Here is a 25,182-nt window from a genome sequence, read left to right as displayed (position 1 = left end):
ATGCGGGCTGATACCCGCCGCGCTGCCAGGCTTCCTTCAGCGCGTTGATTTCAATCGGGTCGCCAATCGGAGTCCCCGTGCCGTGGGTCTCGATGTAACTCACCTGATCCGGGCTGATCCCCACACGCTGGTACAACTGGTGCACCAGATCGGCCTGTGCCTGGGGATTGGGGGCGGTCATCGAATTGGCACGGCCACCGTGATTGACCGCACTACCGCGAATGACGCCATGGATCTGATCGTTATCGGCCAAGGCCTGCTTGAGCGTCTTGAGGACCAGCACCCCGGCCCCCTCGCCTCGCACATAACCATCGGCATCGGCGGCAAAGGTCTTGCAGCGCCCCTCGGGGCTGAGCATCTTGGCCTTGCCCATGGCCAGCGTGATGCGCGGCTCGAGCAAAATATTGACCCCACCCACCAGGGCCCAGCGGCAATCGCCATTGCGAATGGCCTTGACCCCCTCGTGAATCGCCACCAACGAACTGGAGCAGGCGGTGTCGATCGCCACGCTCGGCCCCGTCAGGTCGAGCAGGTAGGACACTCGGTTGGCCAGCATGCTGTGGCCATTACCGAAATTCGCCAGCGGATCGACCTCGCCGTTGATCATCAGCTTGCCGGCGTAATCCATTGAACTGACCCCGACAAACACGCCCACCTCACGCTCGGGCAATGTACGCGGCGCATAACCGGCATCTTCCAGGGCATGCCAGGCCGACTCGAGGAACAAACGGTGCTGCGGGTCCATGAATTCGGCCTCCAGCGGCGACAGGCCGAAGAAGCCGGGGGAAAACTTGTCGACATCGTTGATAAACCCTCCCCAGCGCAAGGCGGCGCCCCCCGGCTGGTCGGCATAGTCCTGCCAACGCCAGCGGGCAGCGGGGGTTTCGCTGACCAGGTCGTTCCCCTCATACAACTGCTGCCAGAAACGGCCCAGGTCATCGGCGCCGGGGAACACCCCGGCCATCCCCACCACCGCGATAGGTTCATCGAGGGCCGCCGAGGTCGGTACAGGCTCACGAGCCTCATCACCGGAGGGCAACGCCAGGCTGGCCAGCCACTTGCGCGGCGTGCCATGGCGATAGAAGTCCGCTGGTGAGCTGTTGACGCCAAACGCAGTGTTCAAGGCGTCGGCCAGGAGTACGAAACGGAATGAATCAAAACCCAGTTGGTAGAAGTCCTGGTCAAGGCTGAGCTCGCTGGCCGCCACCTGCAGGACTTGCGCAATGGCCTGCAGCAGGCGCGTCGCGTTATCGCTGCCGATTTCCGAGTCCGGGCCGCCAGGCTCGTGTTGCGCGTCGTAGGGCAGCAAGCGAGCCCCCGCCGCCGAGAGGCTCAACCGGTCGACTTTGCCACTGGCCAGTCTCGGCAGTTGCGCCAGCTGATAGAAGCGATTGGGGATCATGTGCCGCGGCAAGATCCGGCCAAGGTGCTCACGCAGGGTGCGACCATCGAGCGCTTCGCTCAGCGTCAGAAACGCTTCCAGTCCCGAGTCTTCACCGACCTGCTTGACCAAGGCTTCCAGGACACCGGCATGCTCTCGCAGCGCGGCTTCAATCTCGCCGAGCTCGATTCGCTGTCCCTTGACCTTGACCTGCTGGTCATGGCGCCCCGAAAGCACCATCTCACCATTCGCCAGCCGATACCCCAGGTCGCCACTGCGAAAGTACCGCCGGGGCCCCGTGGCATCGAGATCCAGCAGCGCAAAACGCTGTTCGTGTTCGTCATCCTGGCCGATGTAACCCAGGGCCAGGGCATCTCCGGCGACCAGCAATTGCCCTGTGACGCCGATGGCGCAGTGACGATCCTGCTCGTCGACGATGACCACGCTCACGTTGTCCAGCTCACGGCCGATGTTGATCTGCTCTTCAGCCCCCGGTGTGACGCGCTTGAAGGTCGCGTCCGCGCTCATTTCGCTGGAGCCGTAGATATTGATCAGTTCGGACTGCGGGCAAAGAGCGAAGAAGGTTTTTGCCAGATCCGCCGACAAGGGTTCGCCGCTACTGAAGCAATAACGCAAGCTGCCGAGCGCCGTAGCGGCCGAAGGCTCCTGCAGCATCGCCCGCAGCAACGACGGGATCACCACCATCCGAGTGATCCGATGCCCCTCGAGAGCCTGGAGAAAAGCCGCCGCGCCACGTTCGCGCAACCAGTGGTCGGGAAGAACCACACTCGGTACGCCCTGCAGCAACGGAGCAAAAAGCTCTGCCACATGGTCGACAAAATTCAGTGAGGTCTTCTGGCAGCAGCACTCCTGTTCTCCATAGGGGAAGGTGTTCCAGCCCCATTGCAGACGGTTGAGCGTGCCACGCTGGCTGCCCTTGACGCCTTTGGGACGGCCACTGGAGCCGGAGGTATAGATCACGTAGCAGAAATCCTGAAACCGGCTGCTCACGCCATCGCTGACATCTTGAGCGTCGATCTGCGCCTGTCGGGCATCAAGGTCCAACTCTGGCACGGCCCATTCCAGGGTTCCCTGCAAACGCTGTCGGGCGGCCCCGTGACTGACCACCAGCAGGCAGCCACTGTCGGCGACCATGTAGGCCAAACGGCTGGTTGGCAGTGCCGGGTCCAGTGCCAGATAGGCCAGGCCGAGTTTCCAGACGGCCAGCGCAGCGGCGACAAACGCCGGCCCCGGCTCCAGCAACAGGCCGATCACGACCTCCTGTTCGCCATAGGCTGGCAGCGCTTGCCGGATCTCGCGGGCCAGTTGATTGGCGCGCTGATTGAGTCGCTGGTAGTCAAGCTGCTGGTCGTCGCAGATCAATGCCACCTGATGAGGCGTGAGCGCCGCTTGCCGTTCGAACAGCGCCGCCAGGCTGGGTTGTGCCGCTGGCGCCACGGCTTGGGGAATACCCTGCGCCGCGGCCAACGCTGGCAGCGTGGCCAACAGCTCCAGGTACTGCCGTTGCAGTTCCTGCATCATCGCCGGCGGATAAATCGCCGCGTCGAAATGACAGAACAGCGTACTCCCCTCCTCGCCTTCGAAAACCTCGAACGCCAGCGGGAAATCGACTTGCTGCTGGATCTGCAGCATGGGCTGCAGGTGTCGTCCACTCGATGCCAGTCGACGCTGGGTCGAGCGCACCCAGTTCTGGTACATGAACACCGCGTCGTAAAGCGGCTGTCCCGGACGCGCCAGTTCCTGGTGCAGGCGCGGGTACGGATAATGGCCATGCTCCAGTGCCTCGAGCAGCTCCTGCTGCAAGGTCGGCAACCAGTCCCCCAGCGCGGACTCCTCGGGAACATCCAGGGGCATCACCAACAAATTGACGAAGTAGCCCACGAGGTCTTCGAACTGCGTATGCGGACGGCCGAAAAAAGGAGTCGCTACACGCAGTTGCCTGGTCGCCCCCAGACGTCGCAACAACAGGCCAAAGGCCGCCAGCATCAAGCTGTAGCTACTCACGTTGTGCTGTTCGGCCATCCGTGCCAACCCTTCAAGGGTACGGGCCGGTAACGCCACCTTGAGCATTTCGGGCTGCCTGTCGCGCCCTTCGCCTGGCTGCTGGCCACGCAGCGCCAGCGGCATATGCGGGGTACTCAGCCGCGAATGCCAGAAGCGACCGGCGCGCACGCCCTCCTCACTGAGCAGCCAGCGCTGCTGCCACTCGACAAAGGCGGAATAATTGCTGCGCGGTGCCGGTACGTCGGCCTCTGGACCTTGTTCGTAAAGCGCCAGGAAGGTGCCCAGGAAGATCGGCAACGAGCTGCCGTCGAACACCGAGTGATGGAACGTCAACATCAGGACCGTGCTGTCCTGGTCGGGTGCCTGGACAAACAGATCGACACGCAATAACGCATCGCTCTCCAGCTTGAACGGCTTTCTGGCAATCGCCCGCATGGACGCTTCCAGTGCCTGATCGTCGGCGCCCTGGTACTCATGAACCGTGCATTGCGGACGTGGGTGGGCGTTGTTACGAACCCACAGGCTCTCGCCTCGCAACTCGAAATTTGCGCCCAGCAAGCTGTGGCGGGCGACGGTTTCTTCGGCGGCAGCGAACAGCCGTCGGGCGTCCACCCGGCCATCAAGCCGGAACGCATAGGGGATGTTGTAACCGGCCTGTTGTGCGAAATACCGTTGCTCGGTCCACAGACCTTGCTGGCCGACACTCGGCGGATGCTCGGCCAGCGCCGACTCGCGAGGTTGAACAGCGACCGTCGCCGGGACCTGGGGCAAGCTGCGGGCCAGCTCGGCGAAATTTCGACAGTTCAACAACTGCGGCAGCCCGGGCCGGATCCCGTAGTGCTCGAGAATCCGGTTCTGCAACATCACCGCGGTCAGCGAGTCGACACCGTACTGCGCAACAGGCCGCTGAAAATCCAGCTCATCGGGTTCCAGTTGCAACAAGCTGGCAAGCATCAGCCGCAACTGAGTTTCGGCGTCCTGCGGCGCGTCGCCGTCATGCCTTACCCGCTCGGCCTCTCTCGGCGTGGCGGCACGGCCTGGGGCCGACAGGTTCGGCATGCTGAAGCCGTCCGTGTGGGCGGGCAGTTTGCAGATGCGTTCATCAAAGACGTAGGCCGGTAGTCGCAGCCCAGGCTGCTCGCTCAGGGCCGGATCAATGTCCAGGGCCACGCCGCAGCACCACAGGCTCGCCAGCCGAGGGTAATCGCGCTGCTCACGCACCCCCTGCAACAATGCCGCGCCCGAGGGGCTTTCAAGCAACTCGTGCAGGGCCGGCGAACGGTTGCTCTCATCACCATAATGACAACCCGGCAGAGGCCCCGCTTGTCCCGGCTCGCTGGCAACAAAAGCACGCAAGTGGGTGACGGCTTCCTGAAGAGTGCTCACGACCATCGCCAATCGCACCGGCAATGCGGTCTTGCGCCAGAGGGCGGCGGCCAGTTGCGCCAGGTCCAGGGCTGCGTTGTTTTCCAGAAAGTCCAGCAGCGCTGCCGCACTGCGACGCAACGCCGGGTCCTGCTTGGCACTGAGGACCAGCAACTGCCGCTCGCCTGCCTGGCTTGGCCACGCACTGGGTTCATGGACATATTCTTCAAGCACGGCAAATGCATTGACCCCACCAAAACCGAAGCTGTTGACCCCGGCACGGCGTGGGTGGCCGCTCGCCGGCGCCGGCCAGTCGCGCGGCTGCGCGGCAATGCTCAAGCGACTATGGGCCAGCGACAGGTGCTCGCTGGCCTGCGAGAAACCGGGAACCCCCGGGCGCAGGCGGTTGCGCAAGGCCAATGCGGTTTTTATCAGCGCACCGATCCCCGAAGCGATTTCGGCGTGGCCAATCACCGGCTTGAGACTGCTCAAGACACAATCTTCCGGCGCCGCCCCATCGTCGAGGGTCGACTTCAGCGCTTGAATCTCAATGCTGTCGCCGATTTCCGAGGCAATGCCGTGGGTCTCGACATAGGACAGGGAGCCGGGCTCCACGCCAGCACGGTCCAGCGCCTGGACGATTGCCTCCTTCATGCCCTGGGCATTCGGGGACGTCAGCGAAACCCCTTTGCCGCCGTGGGCCACCCCACTGCCCTTGAGCACCGCGTAGATATCGTCCCGGTCGGCGATCGCCTGTTCCAGGGATTTAAGTACCAGTACCCCCACGCCTTCGGAACGGACAAAACCGTCCGCGCCGGCCTGGAATGAACGGGACTGGCCATCGCTGCTGAGAAAGCCCACGGCCCCCAGGTTGATCGCGCCCAGGGGCGACAACACCAGTTGTACCCCGCCGACCAGGGCCTGCTCGCACTCACCGTTGGCCATCGCCACCAGTGCCCGGTGCAGAGCCACCAGCGAGGACGAACAGCCGGTGTCGTAGTGCTCGCTCGGCCCGCGCAGGTTGAACAGGTGGGAAATCCGGTTGGCGACCATCGCCGATGAAATCGACGACGCCACCAGTGGATTGCCCACCGGCAATTGCACGGTGTACGCATACTCGGATGCCCCGACCGCCATGAACACACCGGTTTTCTTCGCGGCAAACCGCTTGAGCGCGACACCGGCATCCTCGATCGCCAGCCAGGCGTGCTTGAGCAGCAGGCGCTGCTGCGGGTCCATCAATGCCGCTTCATAGGGCGACAATTCAAAGAACAGCGGATCGAAGTGGTAGACATTGTCGATAAAGCCGCCCCAGCGTGACTCGGTGCGGGGGGTCGCGCCGTCGCTTTTACCAAAGAACTGCCGCCAGTCCCAACGCTCCTCCGGGATCTCCTGGGTGCAGTCGATTCCCTCCTCGATGTTGTTCCAGAACGCCGACAGCGAATTTGCCCCGGGAAATTGCGCGCTCATGCCGACGATGGCGACATCATGAGGGCGAGGCTTGTGGCTCGGCGTCAGCACTTGGGCCGGCTGCCGGAGAACCGGCGGCGCGACAGCGGCGCAAACCGGCTCGACGGCAGGCGCAGGCGTGACCCTCGACTCGGGCAACAAGCCGGCTACGTGGCTGGCCAGCAGGTTCAGGGTGTTGAACTCGAACAGAACCCCCGCCACCAGTTCCACGTTCAGTTGGGCATTGATCTGCTGTACCAGCTTGACCCCGATGATGGAGTCCAGACCGTAATCGCCCAGAGACTCGTCGCCATCGATATCACTGGTGGGAACCCCCAGGGCCTGGCTGAAGACCTGCGCCAGGGTGCTGCGCACCTGAGCGAACGCCGACGATACGGCCACCTGCGCCGGAGCGGCCTGGCAGGCAACGGTACGTGCCAGCGCCGCACCTGGGCTGGCTGCCGGGGCATGGGGCTGTGCCGGGGCCGTAGCTTCGGGCGCCTGCACCGATGTCCAGCGGCGCGGGGACTGCGGACCGAGACCGAACCCGCTGCTGCGGCCGACGACTACCTGCAGGTCGCTGCGCTTGAGGGCTGCACAGGGAAAGCTGACGCGATCGAAGGCTTGATCCAGCAAGACGCTGCGCCAGCTCGCGGCCGACAATGCCGGGCCATAAGGCATCCGCAACTCAGGATCGGTGAAGCGCCACCAGCCCTCAAGCAAACCGAACGTCAGGTGGGAGAACAGTGAGTTTTCAGTCAGCTCCAACAGCAGGAACTGACCATGAGTCTTCATCAACGACTGGATATGGCGCACCGAGGTGCGAATGTCCTGAGTCGCGTGAATCACGTTGGCGGCGATCACCACATCGTAGTGTTCAGGCGTCATCCCCTGGGCTTGCGGCTCTTTCTCGGCGTTGAAAATCCGCGTGGCCAGGTACGGATGCTCGGAGCGGTAGCGACGCTCGGCTCGCTGCAGGAACAACTGCGACAGATCGGTGAAGCAGTATTCGCTGATATTTTCGGCAAACGGCTTGAGAGCGGCCAACACATGCTCGGTACAACTGCCGGTGCCGGCGCCCACTTCCAGCAGGCGAATCCTGGCGTCCGGTTGTCGAGCCACAATCGCCTCGATCTGGGCCGCGACCAGCTTGCCGACCACCGAACCGTAGTAGTGGACGACGGGGTTTTCCTTGTAGATGGACTCCACCAGTGCCATCGAACTGTTGGAAAAAAACACGTCGGTGGCTTTCTTGCGCGAGCCCAGCACATCGGGAGTGGCTTGCAGCGCCACGTCGATAAAACGGCTGACCGATGCCAGGAACGGATCTTTTTCCAGCTCGGCCTTGACTGTCTGCCAACGCTCCCAGCTGCTGTCGACCCGATCTTCCAGGGCGCTGGACAGTATGATTTGATCGCCTGAAAGGGTGATTTCCTCGCAGTCTTCGAGAATGCGCAGGCTGGCGTTGAGCCAACGCAGCAGGTAGTGACCGTCGCTGAGCGCCGATTGCAGGTGCTTCAATGAATAGCGGCCGCGACGGTTGCCCGAAGTCAGACCCGCTTCGCCAAGGAACAGGTCGATCTGTCGCCACATCAACGCCCGTAGCAGCGGTGCGATTTCATCCAGCTGGCCATAGGTGATTTCAATCAAGCGTTGCGCCTGGTCCAGCTCGAGCGTCGTCGCAGGCACCACGTCGGCAGCACAGGCCTGCTGCTTGGCGTACACGCCGAAACCGCTGAAGTTCAGCTGTTGCAGCTTGGTTTCACTGGTCAGCCGCAAACTGGCCATGTGCGTGAACGGCTGCGCCAGGAAAGTTTCGAGCTGGGCCATGCCTTGCTCGACAGGCAACACCCCGAACCCCAACCGTGCCAGGTGCTGCCGGACACCCTGGGAGTCCTCGCGCAGTTGCGCGGTCTCCCAATGCGGCCAGTAGACGACTTTCGCGCAACGATCCCTGCGCTGATTGAGCTGGTCGGCCAACGCGCCGATGAAGCTGCCTCCGGCGGCGTATGCACAACTGTTGGGGGCCAGGTAGAAGGCGTTGATCGATGAGAAAAACAACAGGAAATCGAGAGGCTCTTCGCTGAACAGCTGTGCCAGGTTCAGCGCGATGGCAACCTTGGTATTGACCTGACGTTCGAAGTCTTGCGCCGTCTGCTGCTGCAAGACCTGATTCTCACGCACCATCGCCGAGTGCACGACACCGTGAATCCGGGGAAAGCGCTGGCGAATGGCGTCACAGGCCCGCTGCAATTGCTCCAGGTCCGTCGCATCGGCCTGAACATACAGCGGCGCGGGGCCCAGGGCCGCCAGCCGCTCGATGCTGGCCTGCACTTGTGCGTCTGCCGCGCTGCGACCGATCCACACCAGTTGCGCCTGATAGTTGCGCAGCAGGTAAGCGCTCCAGTCCTGCCCGATAGCGCCGGCGCCGCCCACGATCACATACACCCCACCCTGGCGGTACCTCGACCCGGCAAGCCGATCGGGGCTGCCCAGGCTGTCGTCCAGCAGGTGCAACGAAGGCCGGAACCAGTCGCCCGCGCGGTACGCCCAGGGCCTGCCGCTACGCTCGAAGGGCAATGCGGCGAAGGCTGTCGTCCACACCACGCCAAGGTCCTCGACATCGACAATCCGCGCCTGCCAGTGCGGGTGTTCCTTGACCACCGTCCCGACCAGTCCATGGGCCCCGCTGTGGGTGGCCACCAGAGGGTCCTGGTCGAAAATCGCCACGCTGCGCCGGGTCACTACCGTAAACTTGAGCGCCTTGCCGGGGTAGCTTCCCCCCAGTGCCTGCAGCAAGGTGGCGCCCCATAACACCCCTCGGTGCTGCTCGGCCTGCATGCCCGCCAATGTACCGATACGGTCCTCGGGCAGTAGCCAGATCAGGTGTTCAAGGTGCGCGTGCTGTTCGAACAGTGTCGCCAGGGCGGCCTGGTCGCTGAAGACCCGAGGGTCGATGTGCAGCATCTCGCCCGGTGCGCCGGGCAAGTCGAGCGCGTCGCAAACGATCGCCGTCCTGCCGCCCTGCTGCGACTCGCCAGCGGGTGAAGGCTCGCGGACCCAGCAGACAGTGCCCTGCAGGGCATGGCTGGCCGTTCCGGCCGGCGGCGCGGGAACGGGCTGTGGAACAGGCTCGACAGTGTTCTGCAAAGTGGTCGGCATGCTGTGCCTTTCGCGGTCAGTGATGAAGGGATAAGTCGGGAGGTGAATGCGCCGTGGCGGTCTGTCGCCGGTTGGCGCTTGGTAGCCCTCGAGGTGGCCACCCTGGACCCAGTGCAAGGCAAGGCTGTGTACGTCGCTCGCAGCGGAGGCGAGCCCTTCGCGGGCGGCCAGCTGGCGACTCGCCCGCCCTCGATGCAACGCATCGTCGGCACGCCCTTCGATACAGTTCGCCAGGGTGCGGCAGAGCTCGTTACGGTCGCTCACAACCATGGCAATACGCTGCGGCCAGGCTTTGCGGCCGACTTGCAGGGTGTAGGCGAGATCGCCGAGATCGAGTGAGGGAGCGCTGTTTTGCACAAAGGCCAGCAACTGCTGCGCGGCCACCCGGCACTTGTCCTCGGTCTTGGCCGACAGCAACACCAGATAAGGGCCCGAGCCCACGGACGCCGGACGCGCGGGCAAGTCGTCGGCGCTGCGGAACAACGCATGGGCGTTGGTACCGCCCACCCCGAAGGAGCTGACGGCCGCGTGCCGTGGTCGCCCCGGCTGCGCCGGCCACGGCCGCAAGCGGTCCACCAGAAAGAACGGCGAGTGCTCAAGGTCGATCTGCCGGTTTGGCGAGTCGATATGCAGTGTCGGTGGGATCTTCTGGTGGGCCAGGCTGAGGATGGCCTTGATCGAGCCGGCGAGCCCCGCAGCCGTGTCCGTGTGCCCAATGTTGCTTTTCACCGAGCCCAGGCCACAAAACCGTAGCGCTCCGGCGCTGCTGGCGTAGGCGTCGCTGAGCGCGGCGAACTCCACGGGGTCGCCCAGCGCGGTGCCCGTGCCGTGGGTCTCGATGTAACCGACCTCTTGCGGCTCGACACCCGCCTTGTCCAGCACGCGGCCGATGACCGCCGCCTGTCCCGCGACGCTGGGGGCAAAAAAACCGGCCTTGAGGGCCCCGTCGTTATTGACCTGTACTTCCTTGAGCAAGGCGTAGGTCGGGTCGCCATCGGCCAGCGCCAGGCTGGCGCGCTTGAGCAAGAGCATGGCGACGCCCTCACCGCTCACCATGCCGTCGGCTTCGGCATCGAATGCGCGGCACTGGCCGCTGCTGGAAAAGTTCAGCCCGGGCTGATGGAGATAACCGGCCATCGACACCGGAAATACCGTTGCCGCGCCCACCAGGGCGTAATCCGCGGCGCCGCTGCGGATACTGTCCAGCCCCGCCTGCAATGCCACCAGCGACGACGAACAGTTGGTCTGCAGGAATACGCTGGGCCCCGACAGGCCGAGCTTGTAGGAGATCATGGTCGGAATGCTGCCGCCCTGCCCCATCAGCCAGCGGACATACTCATCGGCGTCTTCGATAAAGTACGCCGCGTCCGCCGCTCCCTGCTGGCCGCTCATGCTCTGCCCGGCCGAGATATATACCGCCGTGCTCGGGGTCTGTTCAGGGATATAACCGGCATCTTCGAACGCCCGCCAGGCATGCATCAGCAGGTGCTTGAACGCCGGACTCATGAAGCCCGCGTCCCTGGGCGAGAGTCCGAAGAAGGTCGCGTCGAACGCATGCTTATCGTCCAAGATCGCCTTGACCGGAACGAATTGCGGGTTCCGGATCATGGACTCCGGGACGTTCAGCTCACGCAGCTGGGCATCGCTCCAACGGGTGACGCAGGCGCGGCCCTGGCAGAGATTGTCCCAGAACGCCTCCAGGTCCACGCTTTGTGCAAACTGGCAGGACATGCCGATGACCGCCGCGGCCCCCTCCAGCGCGTCCGGCAAGCGTTCGGGCGTCTGGGTCAGGCTTGCGTCCGCCGTGCTCGGCGCGCCATCGTCGCTCAGGACCGGTGCCAGTTGATTCAGCGCCGCCCCCAGAAGGCTCACCGTTGGGTATTGAAACAGCAGCGTCACCGCCACCTTGTGCTGCAACCGCTCACTCAGCAGCTGTGCGACCTGCACCGCGCTGACCGAATCACCGCCGAAATCGAAAAAGCCGGTCTCGTCATCCTCCACGGGATAACCCAGTACCTGCTGCCAGGCCTGCCGGACCTGCTCTACCCTCTGCGGCTGGCTGACTGGCGGTACTGTCGTGACAACCTTGTCCGGCGCCTTTGGCAACATCCGCGCCATCAGCGCCTTGCGGTCGACCTTGCCGTTGGCAGTCATGGGCAGCGCCTGCTCGCAGACAAAGCGCTGCGGCATCATGTACCCGGGAAGGTGTTTGCCCAGCTCGGCCTTGACCGTTGCGATCAGTTGCTGCTGGTCGATAGCAGCACTGTCGGCCTGCAGGTAGGCCACCAGCATCGAGGCGTGCTCACTCGCCTGATGCAGTACGACGACCGCCGACCGCACCGGGCACTGCGCGACGATGCAGGTCTCGATTTCCTCGACATCGATCCGATGCCCCCGCACTTTGACTTGCAGGTCCTGGCGTCCCAGACACCGGATCTCGCCGTCCTCCAGGCGCAACGCACTGTCGCCGGTAAGGAACATTCGCTGCCCCGGGCGAAACGGGTCGGCGACGAACTTGTCCGCCGTTTGTTCAGCCAGTCGATGGTAACCCGTTGCCAGCCCGGCCCCGGCAATCGCCAGTTCACCCGGCACGCCTATCGGCTGCAGGCGTCGATACTGATTGAAAACATGCAGCTGGGTGTTTGCGATCGGGCCGCCGATGGTCACGCCCTTGGCGTGATCGAGACGCTTGGCGCTGGACCAGATCGTGGTTTCGGTCGGCCCATAGAGATTCCAGACCTGCGCCGACGACGCCTGAAAGCGTTGGAACAACGCCACCGGCATCGCTTCTCCGCCGCACAGCACTTTCAACCGCGAGGAAGGCTGCCAGCCGACCTGGAACAGCAATTGCCAGGTCGTCGGTGTCGCCTGCATCAGGCTTGGATCGCTGTGCTCGATCAACGCCTTGAGGCGCTCGGCATCACTGGCCACGGCGGCATCGCAGAGGACACATTCGGCACCGCGAACAAGCCCGAGAAACAGCTCCAGCCCCGCGATATCGAAACTGAAGGTGGTCACGGCCAGTAAACGGTCGCGCTCATCGACCTGCAGCATCTCAGCCATGCCGTGGAGGAAGTTGTTCAGCGCGCTGTGGGGCACCATCACGCCCTTGGGCTTGCCGGTGGAGCCCGAGGTGTAGATCAGGTACGCCAGATCGCTGTCACTGCGGACCTTGAGTTGCGGTACCTGGCTGTCGGCATACTCTGCGATGCGGGCGCGCTGCTCGTCCAGGCACAGGACGTCACAAGGCACGGGCCAGTCGCGGGTGATCGTCGACTGGCTCAACAACAGACTGGAACCGCTGTCTTCCAGCATGTAGCGCTGGCGTTCGCCGGGATAAGTCGGGTCCAGGGGGACATAGGCCGCGCCGCTGTGCAGGACACCCAGGATGGCCAACGGCAGATCCAGCGAGCGCTCGACACAAATCGCAACCTTCGCCCCCGGCCCGATCCCCCGTGCGTTCAAGAAGTTGCCCAGCGCCTTCGCGCCTTGCATCAGCGCGCGGTAACCGAGCTTGTGTTCCTGATACCGAAAGGCTGTTTTTTCCGGGTCACGCTCGGCCTGTTGCTGCACCCATTCCAGCAGGCTCGCGACCGCCGGCACCTTCAGGTCAGTGTCGTTACAGCGTTGCAGCAGTGCCCGCTCCTGCGCCGCCACAATGTCGTGGTCCGCCAGCGAACGCTGCGGGTCGGCCAGGACCCCTTCCACCAATTGCAGGTAGTGCGCGAGCATCCGTTCGATGCGTGCCGGTTCAAACAGAGCGGTGGCGTATTTGAAGTTGATCAGCGCACCCTCGGCGCTTTCGATGATCTCGAGCTCCAGCTCGTATTCGCCTTCCTGGCGCAACTGCTCGACCATCGTGATACCCAGCGGCGTGGTGTATTGATGCTCGAGGTGCTGCAGCCAATGACTGCTGGCGAAGTTCTGATGGGCGAACGCGATGTTGAACAGCGGGCGCTGTCGATGGTTGCGGGGCACCTTGAGTGCCTTGAGCAGCGTCGGGAAAGGATAATCGCTATGGTCGACGGCATCGATCATCGTCTCTTGCAGGCGTCGCAAATAGTCACGCGCGCTACCGCTTTCGATATCGCGGCTGCGAATCGGCACCATGTTCATGAAGTAGCCGATGCTTTGCCCAAAACACTCTTTGGGGCGCCCCAGCGTCGGCATGCCGACAACGATGTCCTGTTGCTGGGTGTACCGGCTGAGCAACCCATTGAAGACCCCCAGGAAAAATACCGCCCTGGTCAATCCATGTTCGGAGCAAAAGCACTCCAGACGTGCATTCAGTGCCTCAGGCACCGACTGGCGAAGACTGCTGCCTTCGAACGACACCGTGCTGCTGCGGGCGAAGTCCGTCGTCAGCTCCAGGGGCGGCGGTACTTGTTCCAGCGCGCCTTGCCAATAGTCGAGCAACGGCTGTGCGGCAGGCCCCGCGAGCATTTCGTTTTGCCAGGCGACAAACTCAGCGAAGTGCGCGGACGGTTGCTCGACGCGCGGCGGCAGGCCGCTGACAAGACTCTGGTAGGCATCGAACAAGTGATTCAGAAACAGCAAGGCAGAAGTGCCGTCGAAGACAATGTGATGAACCCGGAACAACCCCCACCATTGCTCGTCCGCCTGGAAGACATGACCATCGATCAACGCAGTCCCTTCCAGCGGCAGGGGCTGTTTGCTCAACCCGCGCAACCTGTCCAGCACCTGTGGCGTGGGCATCCCGCGAACGTCCTCCAGCACCAGGCCGAACCGTGAAACCGCCTGCGGTCGCAGGCTCGGCTGGCCCTGCACCTCATGCAGAACGCTGGTCAGCAACGGATAGCTGGTCAGGACACGCCGGTAAGCCTGTTGCAGCGCCTCGAGGTCCAGTGCTCGGTCGCAACGGAAACACAAGGGAATCTGATAGGCCGTGATGTCCGGCAGCGTCTTGTGCAACGCCCACAACCCTTTTTGCCCGGCGGACAGGGGCATGGGTTCGGCGGCAAATAGCAGACTCTTCAATTGTGCGGTCGAAATTTCTCCCGCTTTGTACGCGGCCAGAAGCTGTTCTTTAGTGGCGACTGCATTCATTTCAACAGTTCCTTAACGTCGTCCAGGGATTTCTCGTTTTGGATAATCTGATCGAGCATCGCGATGACTTGTGCATCCTGAAACGGCGCAACCTCGCTCCCGGCCCCATGGGCGAAGTCGGGGTGCTGCTGGATATGCGCATTCAGCGCCGCCAGCGATGGGTTCTCATGAAAGGCTCGCGCGGAAAGTCGCACCTGGAAACGCTGCTCCAGGGCGTGGGCGAGCTTGATGGCCAGAACCGAGTCCATGCCGTACTGGCGCAGCGGTTTGTCCACCACCAGTTGCGCAGGGCTCAGCCCCAGGTGTTGTTCGAGGAATGCCAGGATGAAGGCATGGACATCCTCGTTAGCCTGGCGGGAAGGTTCCGCTCGCACCGGCTGGGCGATCGGGTCGGGCAAGGTATTGGCCGACCAGCACGGGGTCCGCAGGAAAGCGGTCAGGGGCAACGAGATGCGCCGGCCTTCAAGCGCAGGGCGAGCCGGCATCGGTGTTCCCTCCACCCAAGCCGCGGCCAAGGCATGCAGAGCGTCACTGCTCGGCGAATCGGGCCAGGCCGCGGGCGCCAGAGACTCCAGCACCGGGTTATGGCCGCGATACCCCAGCGATACGTCGTCGAAACCGGCCAATACCGTGCGCAATTCGTCAAGCGAATGCACCACCCAGGCGGCACGACACTCCAGCGGCTCGCGGCCCTGCATCAAGGTGAACGCAACGTCCTCGAGCCGCAGCTCAGGGTTATCCGTGATCTGCTGCAACAAACACTCGGCGAGTTGCGCCAGGCGCGGTGCATCCGGCGCAGACAGCAGCACCAGGTGCGCTGTATAGGCTGGCGCGGGTGCCGTCTCGCAAGGCTGTGGGGCTTCCTCGATCAGGACACAAGCATTCGAACCATTGATCCCGGTGGTGCTGACCAGGCCGCGGCGACGCTCTCCTGGTGCCACCTGCCAGGATTGCCGGCTGAGTACCGGAGCAATGCCGGACCGGTCGAAGCCAATGTATTCGTTGACCTGTCGCAAGCCTTGCAACGCAGGCTTACAGGCATGCCGCAGCGCCATCAACATGGCCAGCAGGTCCACGACCCCCGAGGCGGCGAAGCTATGGCCCAACCCCGGTTTTATCGAGCTCAGTGAACAGGGCTGCCGGTTGTCCTGAGCAAATACCTGCTGCAACGCCTGTACTTCGACCGGATCGCCCAGGTGCATGCCGATGCTATGGGCCAGGACCAGCTGGATCTGCCCTGGCTCAAGCCCTCCGGTGGCAAGGGCCTGAGCGAAGAGTTCGGCCTGACGGGCCGGATTCGGCGCCAGAATGCCGTTGGTACGCCCGTCGTAGTTCACCGCACTGCTGCGAATCACGCCGTAAACCTGATCGCCATCGGCCAGCGCCTGGCTCAACGGCTTGAGCACCACGGCAGCCACCGCTTCGGCCGGAACCAGGCCGCTGGCGTCCTGATCAAACACCCGGCACGCAGGCTCCTGTGCCAACGGCATGACATCGGCCAATACCCCCAGCTCCCTGGATGAAATCATCAGGCTGACGCCACCAGCCAGGGCGATGGTGCACTCACGGTTATGCAAGGCGCGGCACGCCTGATGTATCGCCATCAGACCGGAGGAGCATGAAGAGGTCAGGCTGTAGTTGGGGCCATTGAGGTCCAGAGCGTAGGCAATTCGCGCCGACAAGGTGGCATTGCGGTTAGCGTTGATGCGGCCTGCATCTGCCAGTTGCTCGCCGTAGAAACTTTCTTCGGCACCGACAAACACACCACACTGGCTGCCACGGATCGAAGCGCCGAGGTAACCGGCGTCCTCGAACGCATGCCAGGCGGCTTGCAGGAACAGACGTTGCTGGGGATCGATCACTGCCGCTTCATGGGGCGAGAGTTCGAAGAACAGCGGGTCGAACGCCTCCACGCCATCGATAAAACCTGCGTAGAGCCGGGACTGCGTGGCAAAACCGGCGCTCTCGGCCCGCAAACCGCGACACGCCGAGGCGGCTTGAATCGCCGATGTGCCCTCGACCCAGTTCCGCCACAACTGCTCCACCGAATCCGCACCGGGGAAACGACCGCTGACGCCGATGATCGCGATCGGCTCATAGGTTTCGGGCGTGTTCGACGACGCCGATTGCGGCGCCATGTGCGGCTTGTCTGCCGGGACAACTGGGGGACTTTGTGGCGCCGGGTCGCGCGTCAGGAAAGCCAGCAGATCATCGACGCTCGGATTAGCAAAAAAGGTCGCGGGGGTCAGTGCGCAGCCCAGTCGTTGCGACAGTTGCTTGCCCAGTTGAGCCAGCTTGATCGAGTCGAAACCCAGCTCTGTCCAGTTCAGGCTCGTCCGGACACGCTCCGCCGGCAGCTTTATCTGCTCTTCGATAGCCTCGAACACCCATTGGCGCACCTGCCGCGCGTCGACCGGGGCCGACGACGGTTGAACCGGTATGGAAACGCCCGGTGCAGGCTCCGCTGCCGGCGCATGGCCCGACAGGCGACGCTGCAATGGGTTGTTGCCACCTACCAGAACGATCGCCTGAGGCACGGCCGAGGCGAGAATTTGCTCGAAAAGCGCCAGGCCGTCGGGGGTCTCCAGATAGTCCTGGCCACTACCGTCCAGGTAAAAGCGTTCTTCGCGGCGGCTGTTGAGCCCCATTGCCCCATCGCGCCACAACGGCCAGTTGATGACGATGTGGCGCGTCTGACTGTCGAGGTTCTTGGCCAGGGCAAATGCGCTCTGGTAACGGTTCGCCACGGCATAGCTGCAGGAACCGAAGTCCCCCAGAATCGCGGACGACGACGAAAACTGCACATGCCAGGTCAGCCCTTCAGGTTCGAACACCCGGGACAGGACGCGCGTTCCTTCGACCTTGGCCGCGAGCACGCGCTGGAAGTCAGCCAGGTCGATCGCCTCCAGCGTGGTGGTCGGTGCAGCTCCCGCCGCATGGATGACCCCATGAACCTGCCCAAAACGCGCTTTGGCTTGCTGTACGGCGCGACGCAGGCTGATTTCATCGCTGACATCGGCCTGCACATAAAGCAGGCGCCCGACACCTCGATCCAGCGCCTCGATGTCCCTGACGAGGGCCGGTGTCAGCGCTGAACGCCCGGTAAGGACCAGGTTCGCTCCCTGGGCATGCAGGCGACGCCATAGAAGCTGCGCCAGAGCCCCCATCCCGCCGGTGATGAACCAGGTCTTTCCCGCCTGTTCGACCCGGGGGCTGTCGACCAGCGCCAAGGCCTCGGTAACAGCCACATGGCGAATGCCATCCCGATAGAACACGCTGTCCTCTTCAGCGGCCAGCGCCTCTGGCAACACATGAAGGGCGAACCAGTCCGCCATCGACAATGCACCTGTGCCGGGGGTGTCCTGGCAGGCCAGCAGGCTGACCCGCGTCTGCGGCATGACCATCGGCAGCGAACGCACAAACCCCATCCAGCTCTCGACCTGGGCCTGCAACCTCGGCAGTGGATAACGAGCCAGCAGGAACAGTCGATGGACCGGTAACTGTGCCGCCATCATTGCCTGGATGCTGTACAGCAATCCTTCATAACGCTCGCAGTAATAGAGATCGCAGGCGCCCAGTGCGTGGTAGCAGATATCCACGTCGGACCAGCGTTGGCGCACCTGTTGAAAGGCCGCGGTGAAGCCCTCCAGGTCGTCACGGGCGAGCGCCACCCCATTGCTCAGGCCAGTGGCTTCGCCGTCGCAGACCAGGAACATCACCGCGCAACCCGGGTGCGCCTGTTCGATGACCAGGTTCAGCGCCTGGCCGCGCTCCGCACGATCGACCAGACACAGGACTCGCCGCACCTGCGCCGACGAATGACGGTTCTGCCGTTCCTGTGGCTGCCAGACTTCCCGGTAAGTCAGCACCGGTTGCTTGGCACGCGCCTCCACCTGCGCGCTTTCCCTGAGCGGTGAAGACGAGTTCCCTTCTGCCGTCGGAGTCAGGCGGCGCAGGTCATGGCTCGGTGCAAGCCAATAGCGGTCACGACGGAACGGATAACCGGGCAAACTCAGGCGTTGCGGTTGCCGGACATGGCACTGCGCCCAATCCACCGGGTCGCCCTGCACCCAGTTGTCGATCTGCTGTTGCAGCGCCTGGCTGGTCCATGGCGCTGCGCTATGCACCGGCGGCAACGTGGGCTTGCTGCGGGGCGGAGTATCGCCGATGGCCAGCCAGGCCAGTTGCGACCAGTCGGTATCCAGTATCTGGCCCAGGCATTGGCTCAAATGGGCCATGTCCCGAACGACGAACCCCAGGCGCCACTCCAGGGTCTCGCGGCCTGTCTGTAATGTGAATGCCAGACGACTCAGGTGAGTGTCGTCGAGCCTTTCGTTGTGCAGGTGCCGCGACAGATCGTCGACGCGTTGCCGCAGTTGTTCACGGCTTTGCGCCGACAACACAATCGCACTCACGACAGCGCCAGGCATGTGGGCTGGAGCCTGATCATCCTCGGCGATCAACAGATGGGCATTGGCCCCTCCTGCCCCGAAGGAGGACAGGCCGGCAATCCGCGGCACCAGCCAGGTCTGGCCGTCCTGTTGCCTGGTCCGACGCTCCCAGGCTTGAGCCGTCTCCACGAGGTACAACGGCGTCTGGCTGAAATCGATACGCGGGTTGCATGGGTGGGCATGCAGGGTCGGCGCCAGCATGCCGTGTTTCATCTGCAGCAATATTTTGCTCAGGCCCGCCATGCCGGCGGCGCTTTCCGCGTGGCCGATATTGGACTTCACCGAGCCCAGCGCGCAGGTCTGGCCGGATGCCGTCAGCCCCGTATAGGCACCTACCAGCCCCTTGATTTCAATCGGGTCGCCCAGGGCGGTCCCGGTGCCATGGGCCTCGATGTAACTGACATCCTGGGCCGCGATTCCCCCACGCTCGAGCGCTTTGACCATGAGCTGGGACTGGGATCGTGGACTCGGTACGGTGTAGCCCGACGTGCGTCCCCCGGCGCCGATCATGCTGCCCTTGATCACCCCGTAGATATGGTCGCCTTCTCGCCTGGCCTGCCCCAGGGATTTGAGCATCACCACGCCCACGCCTTCACTGGCGACGAAACCGTCCGCCCGATCGCCGAAGGCACGGCAGGCATCGCCGTGGGAGAGCATCTGCATGTAGGACAGGCTGGAGAGATGCACCGGGTCGGTAATCAGGTTGACCCCGCCCACCAGGGCGCTGGCGCAGCTGCCGCAACGGATGCTTTCGGCAGCCAGGTGCAGCGCACTCAGGGACGAAGAACAGGCCGTATCCAGCGCAATGCTGGGACCTCGAAAGTCAAAGACGTAGGACACGCGGTTGGCGATCGACCAATAGCGCGAAACCAGCGGATAGTCGCTGTTCATGACGCCGACAAACACCCCGACATCCCCTCCGTTCGAAAGCCCTTGGGGGGTGTAGCCGGCATCCTCGATGCAACTGTAGGCGTGCTGCAGAATCAGCCTTTCCTGCGGGTCCATCAACTCGGCCTCGGCCGGAGAAATATGGAAAAAGACTGGATCGAATTCGTCATGCCCCTCGATGAAACCGCCCCAGCGCGTATAGCAGCCGCCGATCAATTCGGGGTCGCTCGAAAAGCCGGTGCGCCAATCCCAGCGCTGCGCGGGAATTTCTTCGATGCAGTGCACCCCCTTGAGCAGGTTGTGCCAGAACGCGGGGAGATCGAGCGCCTGGGGATAACGACCGGCCATGCCGACAATCGCGATATCGTCGTCACGGTTGATTGTCAGCATCGGCAACCGCGGTGCCGCAGACGAGGCCTGTACTGAAGTCGCTGCCCCCTGCTGCGGTGTCTCGAGCAATGGGCCTTGAACGCGGTTGGTGTCGCTAACGTCCGTCTCAGCCCCGAACAGCCTGGCGCAGGTATCGGGCTCGTGAGCCAGGAAATAGTCCGCCACTTCGTCGATGGTCTGGACATCGAACAGCAGGCTGCTGTCGACTTTACCGAACAACTCGCCCAGGGCATTGGTGATGTACACCGCCGAGATCGAGTCAACTCCATAGCGCACCAATGGCGTGCTGTCATCGAGTTGATCGAGCGGAACCTCCAGGGCATTGCTGACCAGGGCTCTCATGCGCAGCACCGTATTGCTGCGCAAATCCGCGCCAGACGACACCGCGGGCTGGCTGCTGGCGGAGGGAGGATCCTCGGCCGTCACACTGCCGAAAAGCCCTGCGTAGACCTGAGGCTGAACCGAAAGAAAATGGTCGGCCAGCTCTTCAATCGTCTGCAGGTCGAACAACAAGGTGCCATCGACCTTGCCGAACACCTCACCCAAGGCGTTGGTGATGTACACCGCCGAGATCGAGTCGACGCCATAACGCACCAGCGGCGTACCGAGATCCAACTCGTCAACAGGCACCTGTAGGGCCTCACTGACCAGAGTCTTCATATGAGCCAACGCCCTGTCGCGCAGATCACGCACCGGCTTTGCCGAGTCTCTCGCTGGCAACGGCGCCAGCCCCCCATTCGCTTCGGCGGGCAACGACGCAGCCAGGGCGGCGACCTGAGGTGCAACGGCCATGGCCGCGCCCAGGGGCTGCGGCAGCAGTGCCTGCATCTGCAGGTCCGCGCGGGCCAGTACCCCGGCCACATCGCTCACCGTGGCGTACCGATCGCCGATTTCCAGCGCACGATCCAGCAGCATGCCCGGCAAGATATTGAGCGCGTTGAAATCGAGCATGCGGATGAAGCCCAGTTGCGAAAGCGAACTGCGCAGCAGGAACTCGACGGCCGCGATGCCCTCGGCGGTATCAATGCAAGCAACGCCGATGTTCGCCATCCGCTGACGATAGTGCTCGGAAGCACCCGCGCCGAACTCGCCCCAGTAGCCCCAGTTCATGATCTTGACCGGGAACCGGCAAACGTTGCGCAAGTGATGGGCAAAGGCATCCTGGAATACCGACCCTGACGTGTAATTGCTCTGCCCCGCGGTCTTGAGGAAGGCCGCCAGAGAGGAGAAGAACAACATGAAGTCGAGCGGTTCATGGCCGAACACCTGCGCCATGTTCACACTGCTTGCGACCTTGGTGCCTAGCACCAGGGCGAACGTTCGCTCCTCCATGCTCAGGACACTCTGATCGTGGAGCACGATGGCCGAATTGATCACGCCATGAATGTGCGCAAAGCGTTGCTTGATCTGCCGATAGGCCTCGGCAAGCGCCGCCGGGTCGGTTGCATCAGCCTGAAAATAGATCGGCACATGAGACAGGTCGCGGAAACTGTCCAGTTCCGCGGTGATGCCTTGCTCCAGGCTGCGCCTGCCAAGCCAGATCACGTTGGCGCTGTAGTGTTCGATCAGATAACGGCTCAGGGCCTTGCCGATGCCACCGGCGCCACCGAGGATCACATACACCCCATGCCGACGGAACGCCCAGGCCTCTTTCGCCAGCGGCTCATGGCACGCCATCAGGCATTGCCGGTACCAACGGCCTGCACGCAAGGCCCAGGTTTCCCCCTTCGAGTCGAAGGGCAGCGTCAGCAGTTGCTCCACTGGCCAGGGGCGAGTCCCGTCCAGGTCAATCATCCGGAAACGCCATTTACGCATTTCCTTGGCAAGCACCCCTACCAAGCCGTGGACGGAGGCATGGGCGGCAAAGACCGGCTCGGCCTCGTGCACCGATTGAGCCTGGGATGTGACCAGCGTCAATGACAACTGACGGGTATGGCAGTCTTGCGAAAGCAGCGCCTTGACCAGTCGGAACAGGTTCATCATGCCTGTTTCCTGTTCTTGTATCAGGTCGGCTCCAGGCGTTGGAGCAATCCACAGGATTTCATCGAACGCCCCTGCGCGGGCCAGCAGGCGATCACACGACTCGCGACTGGCCAGCTCCTGATGGTCGGCATAAACACGCTGCGGCAACAGCCTGGACAGCTCGGCTTCGATTCCATCCTGCGTGCCGATCTGCAATACCTTGAGAGGCGCGGGTGCTGGCGTGGCAAGCCATTCACAAGGTTGCCACTCGACCGCCAAGGACACATTCCTACCCGGCGTGACAGCGACCGGGGCGACCTCGACCGGGACACGTTTCGCCGCAGAGAAATCCTTGATCGTCAATGCGCTGAACAGCGCGCAAAGCCGCCCGTCGACATCGAGCAGTTGGATATCGAAGACCTTGCCGTCCCCTTGCGCCGCATGCGAGACAATGCACCACATCTCGGATGAACAGGCACGATGCAGATCCGCCCGTTCCAGGGCAAAAGGCACCGGTAGCCAGTCGCTATGATCGGCCCCCAGATAAAACCCGATGATCGCCTGGAACGCCCCATCCGCCATTGAAGGATGGAGCTGGTAGCTTGTGTCGAATGGCGCCAGGTTCAGTCTGGCAACTACGTGGTGCGCTCCGCGGTGCAGGTATTCAATGGTCTGGTGGCTGCGCCCGTAGTCCAGACCGATGCTCGCGAAGTGGCGATAGCACTCAGCCCCCTCATACCGCCGATGACAGTGCTGGCCAATGAATGCCGGTACATCGAGCGCTGGCGGTGCGGATTGCTGCAGCCTGCCGATCGTGCCCCTGGCGCATGTCAGGTAGTCACCCGAGGCGTCCGTGCTTTCAATGATGAATGACTGATGGGCGCTGTCTTGGACGCTCAGGGTAATACGTGTGTCGAGTACTGCGTCTGCCACTTGTGCCGGCCTGGACCAGAGCAGTTTGTGCAGGCTCAGTGGCGCCTTATCGGGCGTCAATGCCTCATGTGCCGCTCTGGCCATCTCCAGATAGGCAACGGCCGGCAGTATCGGGCTGCCGTTGACTTGATGATCGGCCAGGAAAGGCTCCTGACCGCTGAACACTGAAGAAAACATCAGTGTTCCAGACTGATGCTGTCCGAGCAGGGGATGGGCATGAGGTCCATCTACCACTGGCGATGGGTAAGGTGAAAGCCGGGTATCGGTTTTCAACCAGAGCTTGTTCCGGGAAAACGGATACGTCGGCAGGCTGACGCGAGCCGGACGAACCTTGCCGTACAGGTTCGCCCAGTCGATATCCGCGCCATCGATCCAGGCGCGCAGGCATTGCTGTGGGTCAGCGCCGCCATGGGTGTCCCCGGGCACCGCCGGACGGGCTGTCGATTCGTTTATCCTGCCGTGCAGAATATGGGCAACCTGCTCATGGGCCCCATCGAGGAACTGCTCCAGTGACGCAATCGCCGCATCCACATCCTGGGCCACGAATCCGAGGCGCCAATCAAAGGCCTCCCTGCCCACTTGCAAGGTGTAGGCACACTCAAGCAGCTCCTGGGAGGTAGCGGCACCGCCCGCCTGGAAGAACTGCAACAACTGCCTGGCCTGGAGCTGCAAGGCCACCTGGTTGGGTGCGGACAACACCAGGACTGGAGGCACCTGCGGGCCTTGCTGAGCGACCGCCTGCGACGGCAGATACTCCGCAATGATCAGGTGGGCATTCGAGCCTCCGGCGCCGTATGAAGACAGGCTGGCCATGCGCGGACGCCGACGGCCCTGCTCGTCGACCGCACACGGCCATGCCTCCAGATTCCGCTGCACATAGAAGGGAGAGTCGGTGAAGTTGAGATCGGGATTGATTTCATCGGCATACAGCGAGGGTGCCAACTGCCCATGTTTCATCTGCAGCAGGATTTTGCTCAGCGCCGCAACACCGGCGGCGCTTTCGGAATGGCCAATGTTCGACTTGACCGATCCGATTGCACAGAACTGTTTATCCTGGGTATAGGCGCCAAAGGCGGTGCTCAGTCCTTGTAACTCGATCGGGTCGCCTACCGGCGTGCCGGTGCCATGCGCTTCGACATACTGGATGTGCCGGGGATCGATACCTGCCTTGTCGATGGCCTCCCTGATCAACGCCGATTGCTGCTCGGCGTTGGGCACGTAGTAACCCGTGGAGTGCCCGCCGTGATTTATCACACTGGCCTTGATGACCCCATGGATTCGGTCACCATCGAGCACAGCCTTGGCCAAGGGCTTGAGCACCACGACACCGACACCTTCGCTGGGAATATAGCCATCCCCTCCCCTGGCGAAACTGCGACAGCGCCCCTTTTGCGAAAGGAACTTGTTGTCCTTGAGCAAGCGGTACTTGTTGGGGTGCAAAGAGAGATTGATACCACCGGCCAACGCCACTTCGCACTCTTGCAATTGCAGGCTCTGGCAAGCCAGGTGGATGGCGGTAATCGAGGACGAACACATGGTATCGAGCGTCAGGCTCGGGCCATTGAAACCGCAGAAAAAACTGACCCGGTTCGCAATGGATGCGGCCACACCATTCGCCGCCGTGCCATCGCTGACCAATGAAGCTTCAACTCCGTAGAGTTGATACTCCTGATACATGGCTCCCGCGAAGACCCCCACCCGGCTTTGCCTGGAATGCCGCTCGGCCACCGACTTGCCCAAGGTCCTTCGGGTGTAGCCGGCGTCCTCGATGGCAGCATAGGCACATTGCAGGAAAAGCCGTTCCTGCGGATCGAGCTTGGCGGCATCCCGCGGAGTGATGTTGAAGAACAGCGAATCGAAGCAATCGACATCCTTCAGGAAACCGCCCCAGGTATCGCCAGAGTGCTCTCGTTGCGGGTGTCCCTGTTGCCAGCGATCTTCGGGCAGCCTGGATACACAGTCGCGACCTGAGGCCAGGTTGCGCCAGAACTCATCAAGGTTTTCAGCCATGGGATAACGACCGGAGACGCCGATGATCGCGATGTCCTGAAAGTCCGCCTGGGGACCGCCGACCTTCTCGTTATCTGGAAAAAATGCTGGTGTATTCAT

At 62.9% G+C, this 25,182-nt stretch carries 2 protein-coding genes (1 of these 2 running past the window's edge); both read right to left on the bottom strand.

Annotation, left to right across the window (positions count from 1 at the left end):
• On the bottom strand, window positions 1-14,449 hold the 5' portion of the coding sequence (locus AC07PQ_RS05300; protein ID WP_493185212.1) for an amino acid adenylation domain-containing protein. It extends 311 nt beyond the left edge of the window; only the first 14,449 of its 14,760 coding nucleotides appear in the window; the start codon lies at window positions 14,447-14,449; the stop codon falls past the left edge of the window.
• Window positions 14,446-25,182 carry an SDR family NAD(P)-dependent oxidoreductase gene (locus AC07PQ_RS05295; protein ID WP_493185213.1) on the bottom strand — a complete coding sequence of 3,579 codons (10,737 nt, stop codon included), beginning with the start codon at window positions 25,180-25,182 and terminating at the stop codon, window positions 14,446-14,448. The genes AC07PQ_RS05300 and AC07PQ_RS05295 overlap by 4 nt, the downstream gene beginning before the upstream one ends.

Source organism: Pseudomonas sp. GW821-FHT09E12 (assembly GCF_059416085.1).
Note: the sequence above shows the minus strand (reverse complement) of the source record. Positions and strands in the feature narration are given on the sequence as shown.

Excerpts from the sequence above, each read along its gene's own strand:
- AC07PQ_RS05295 (WP_493185213.1), bottom strand. The coding sequence starts at position 25,182 with ATGAATACACCAGCATTTTTTCCAGATAACGAGAAGGTCGGCGGTCCC.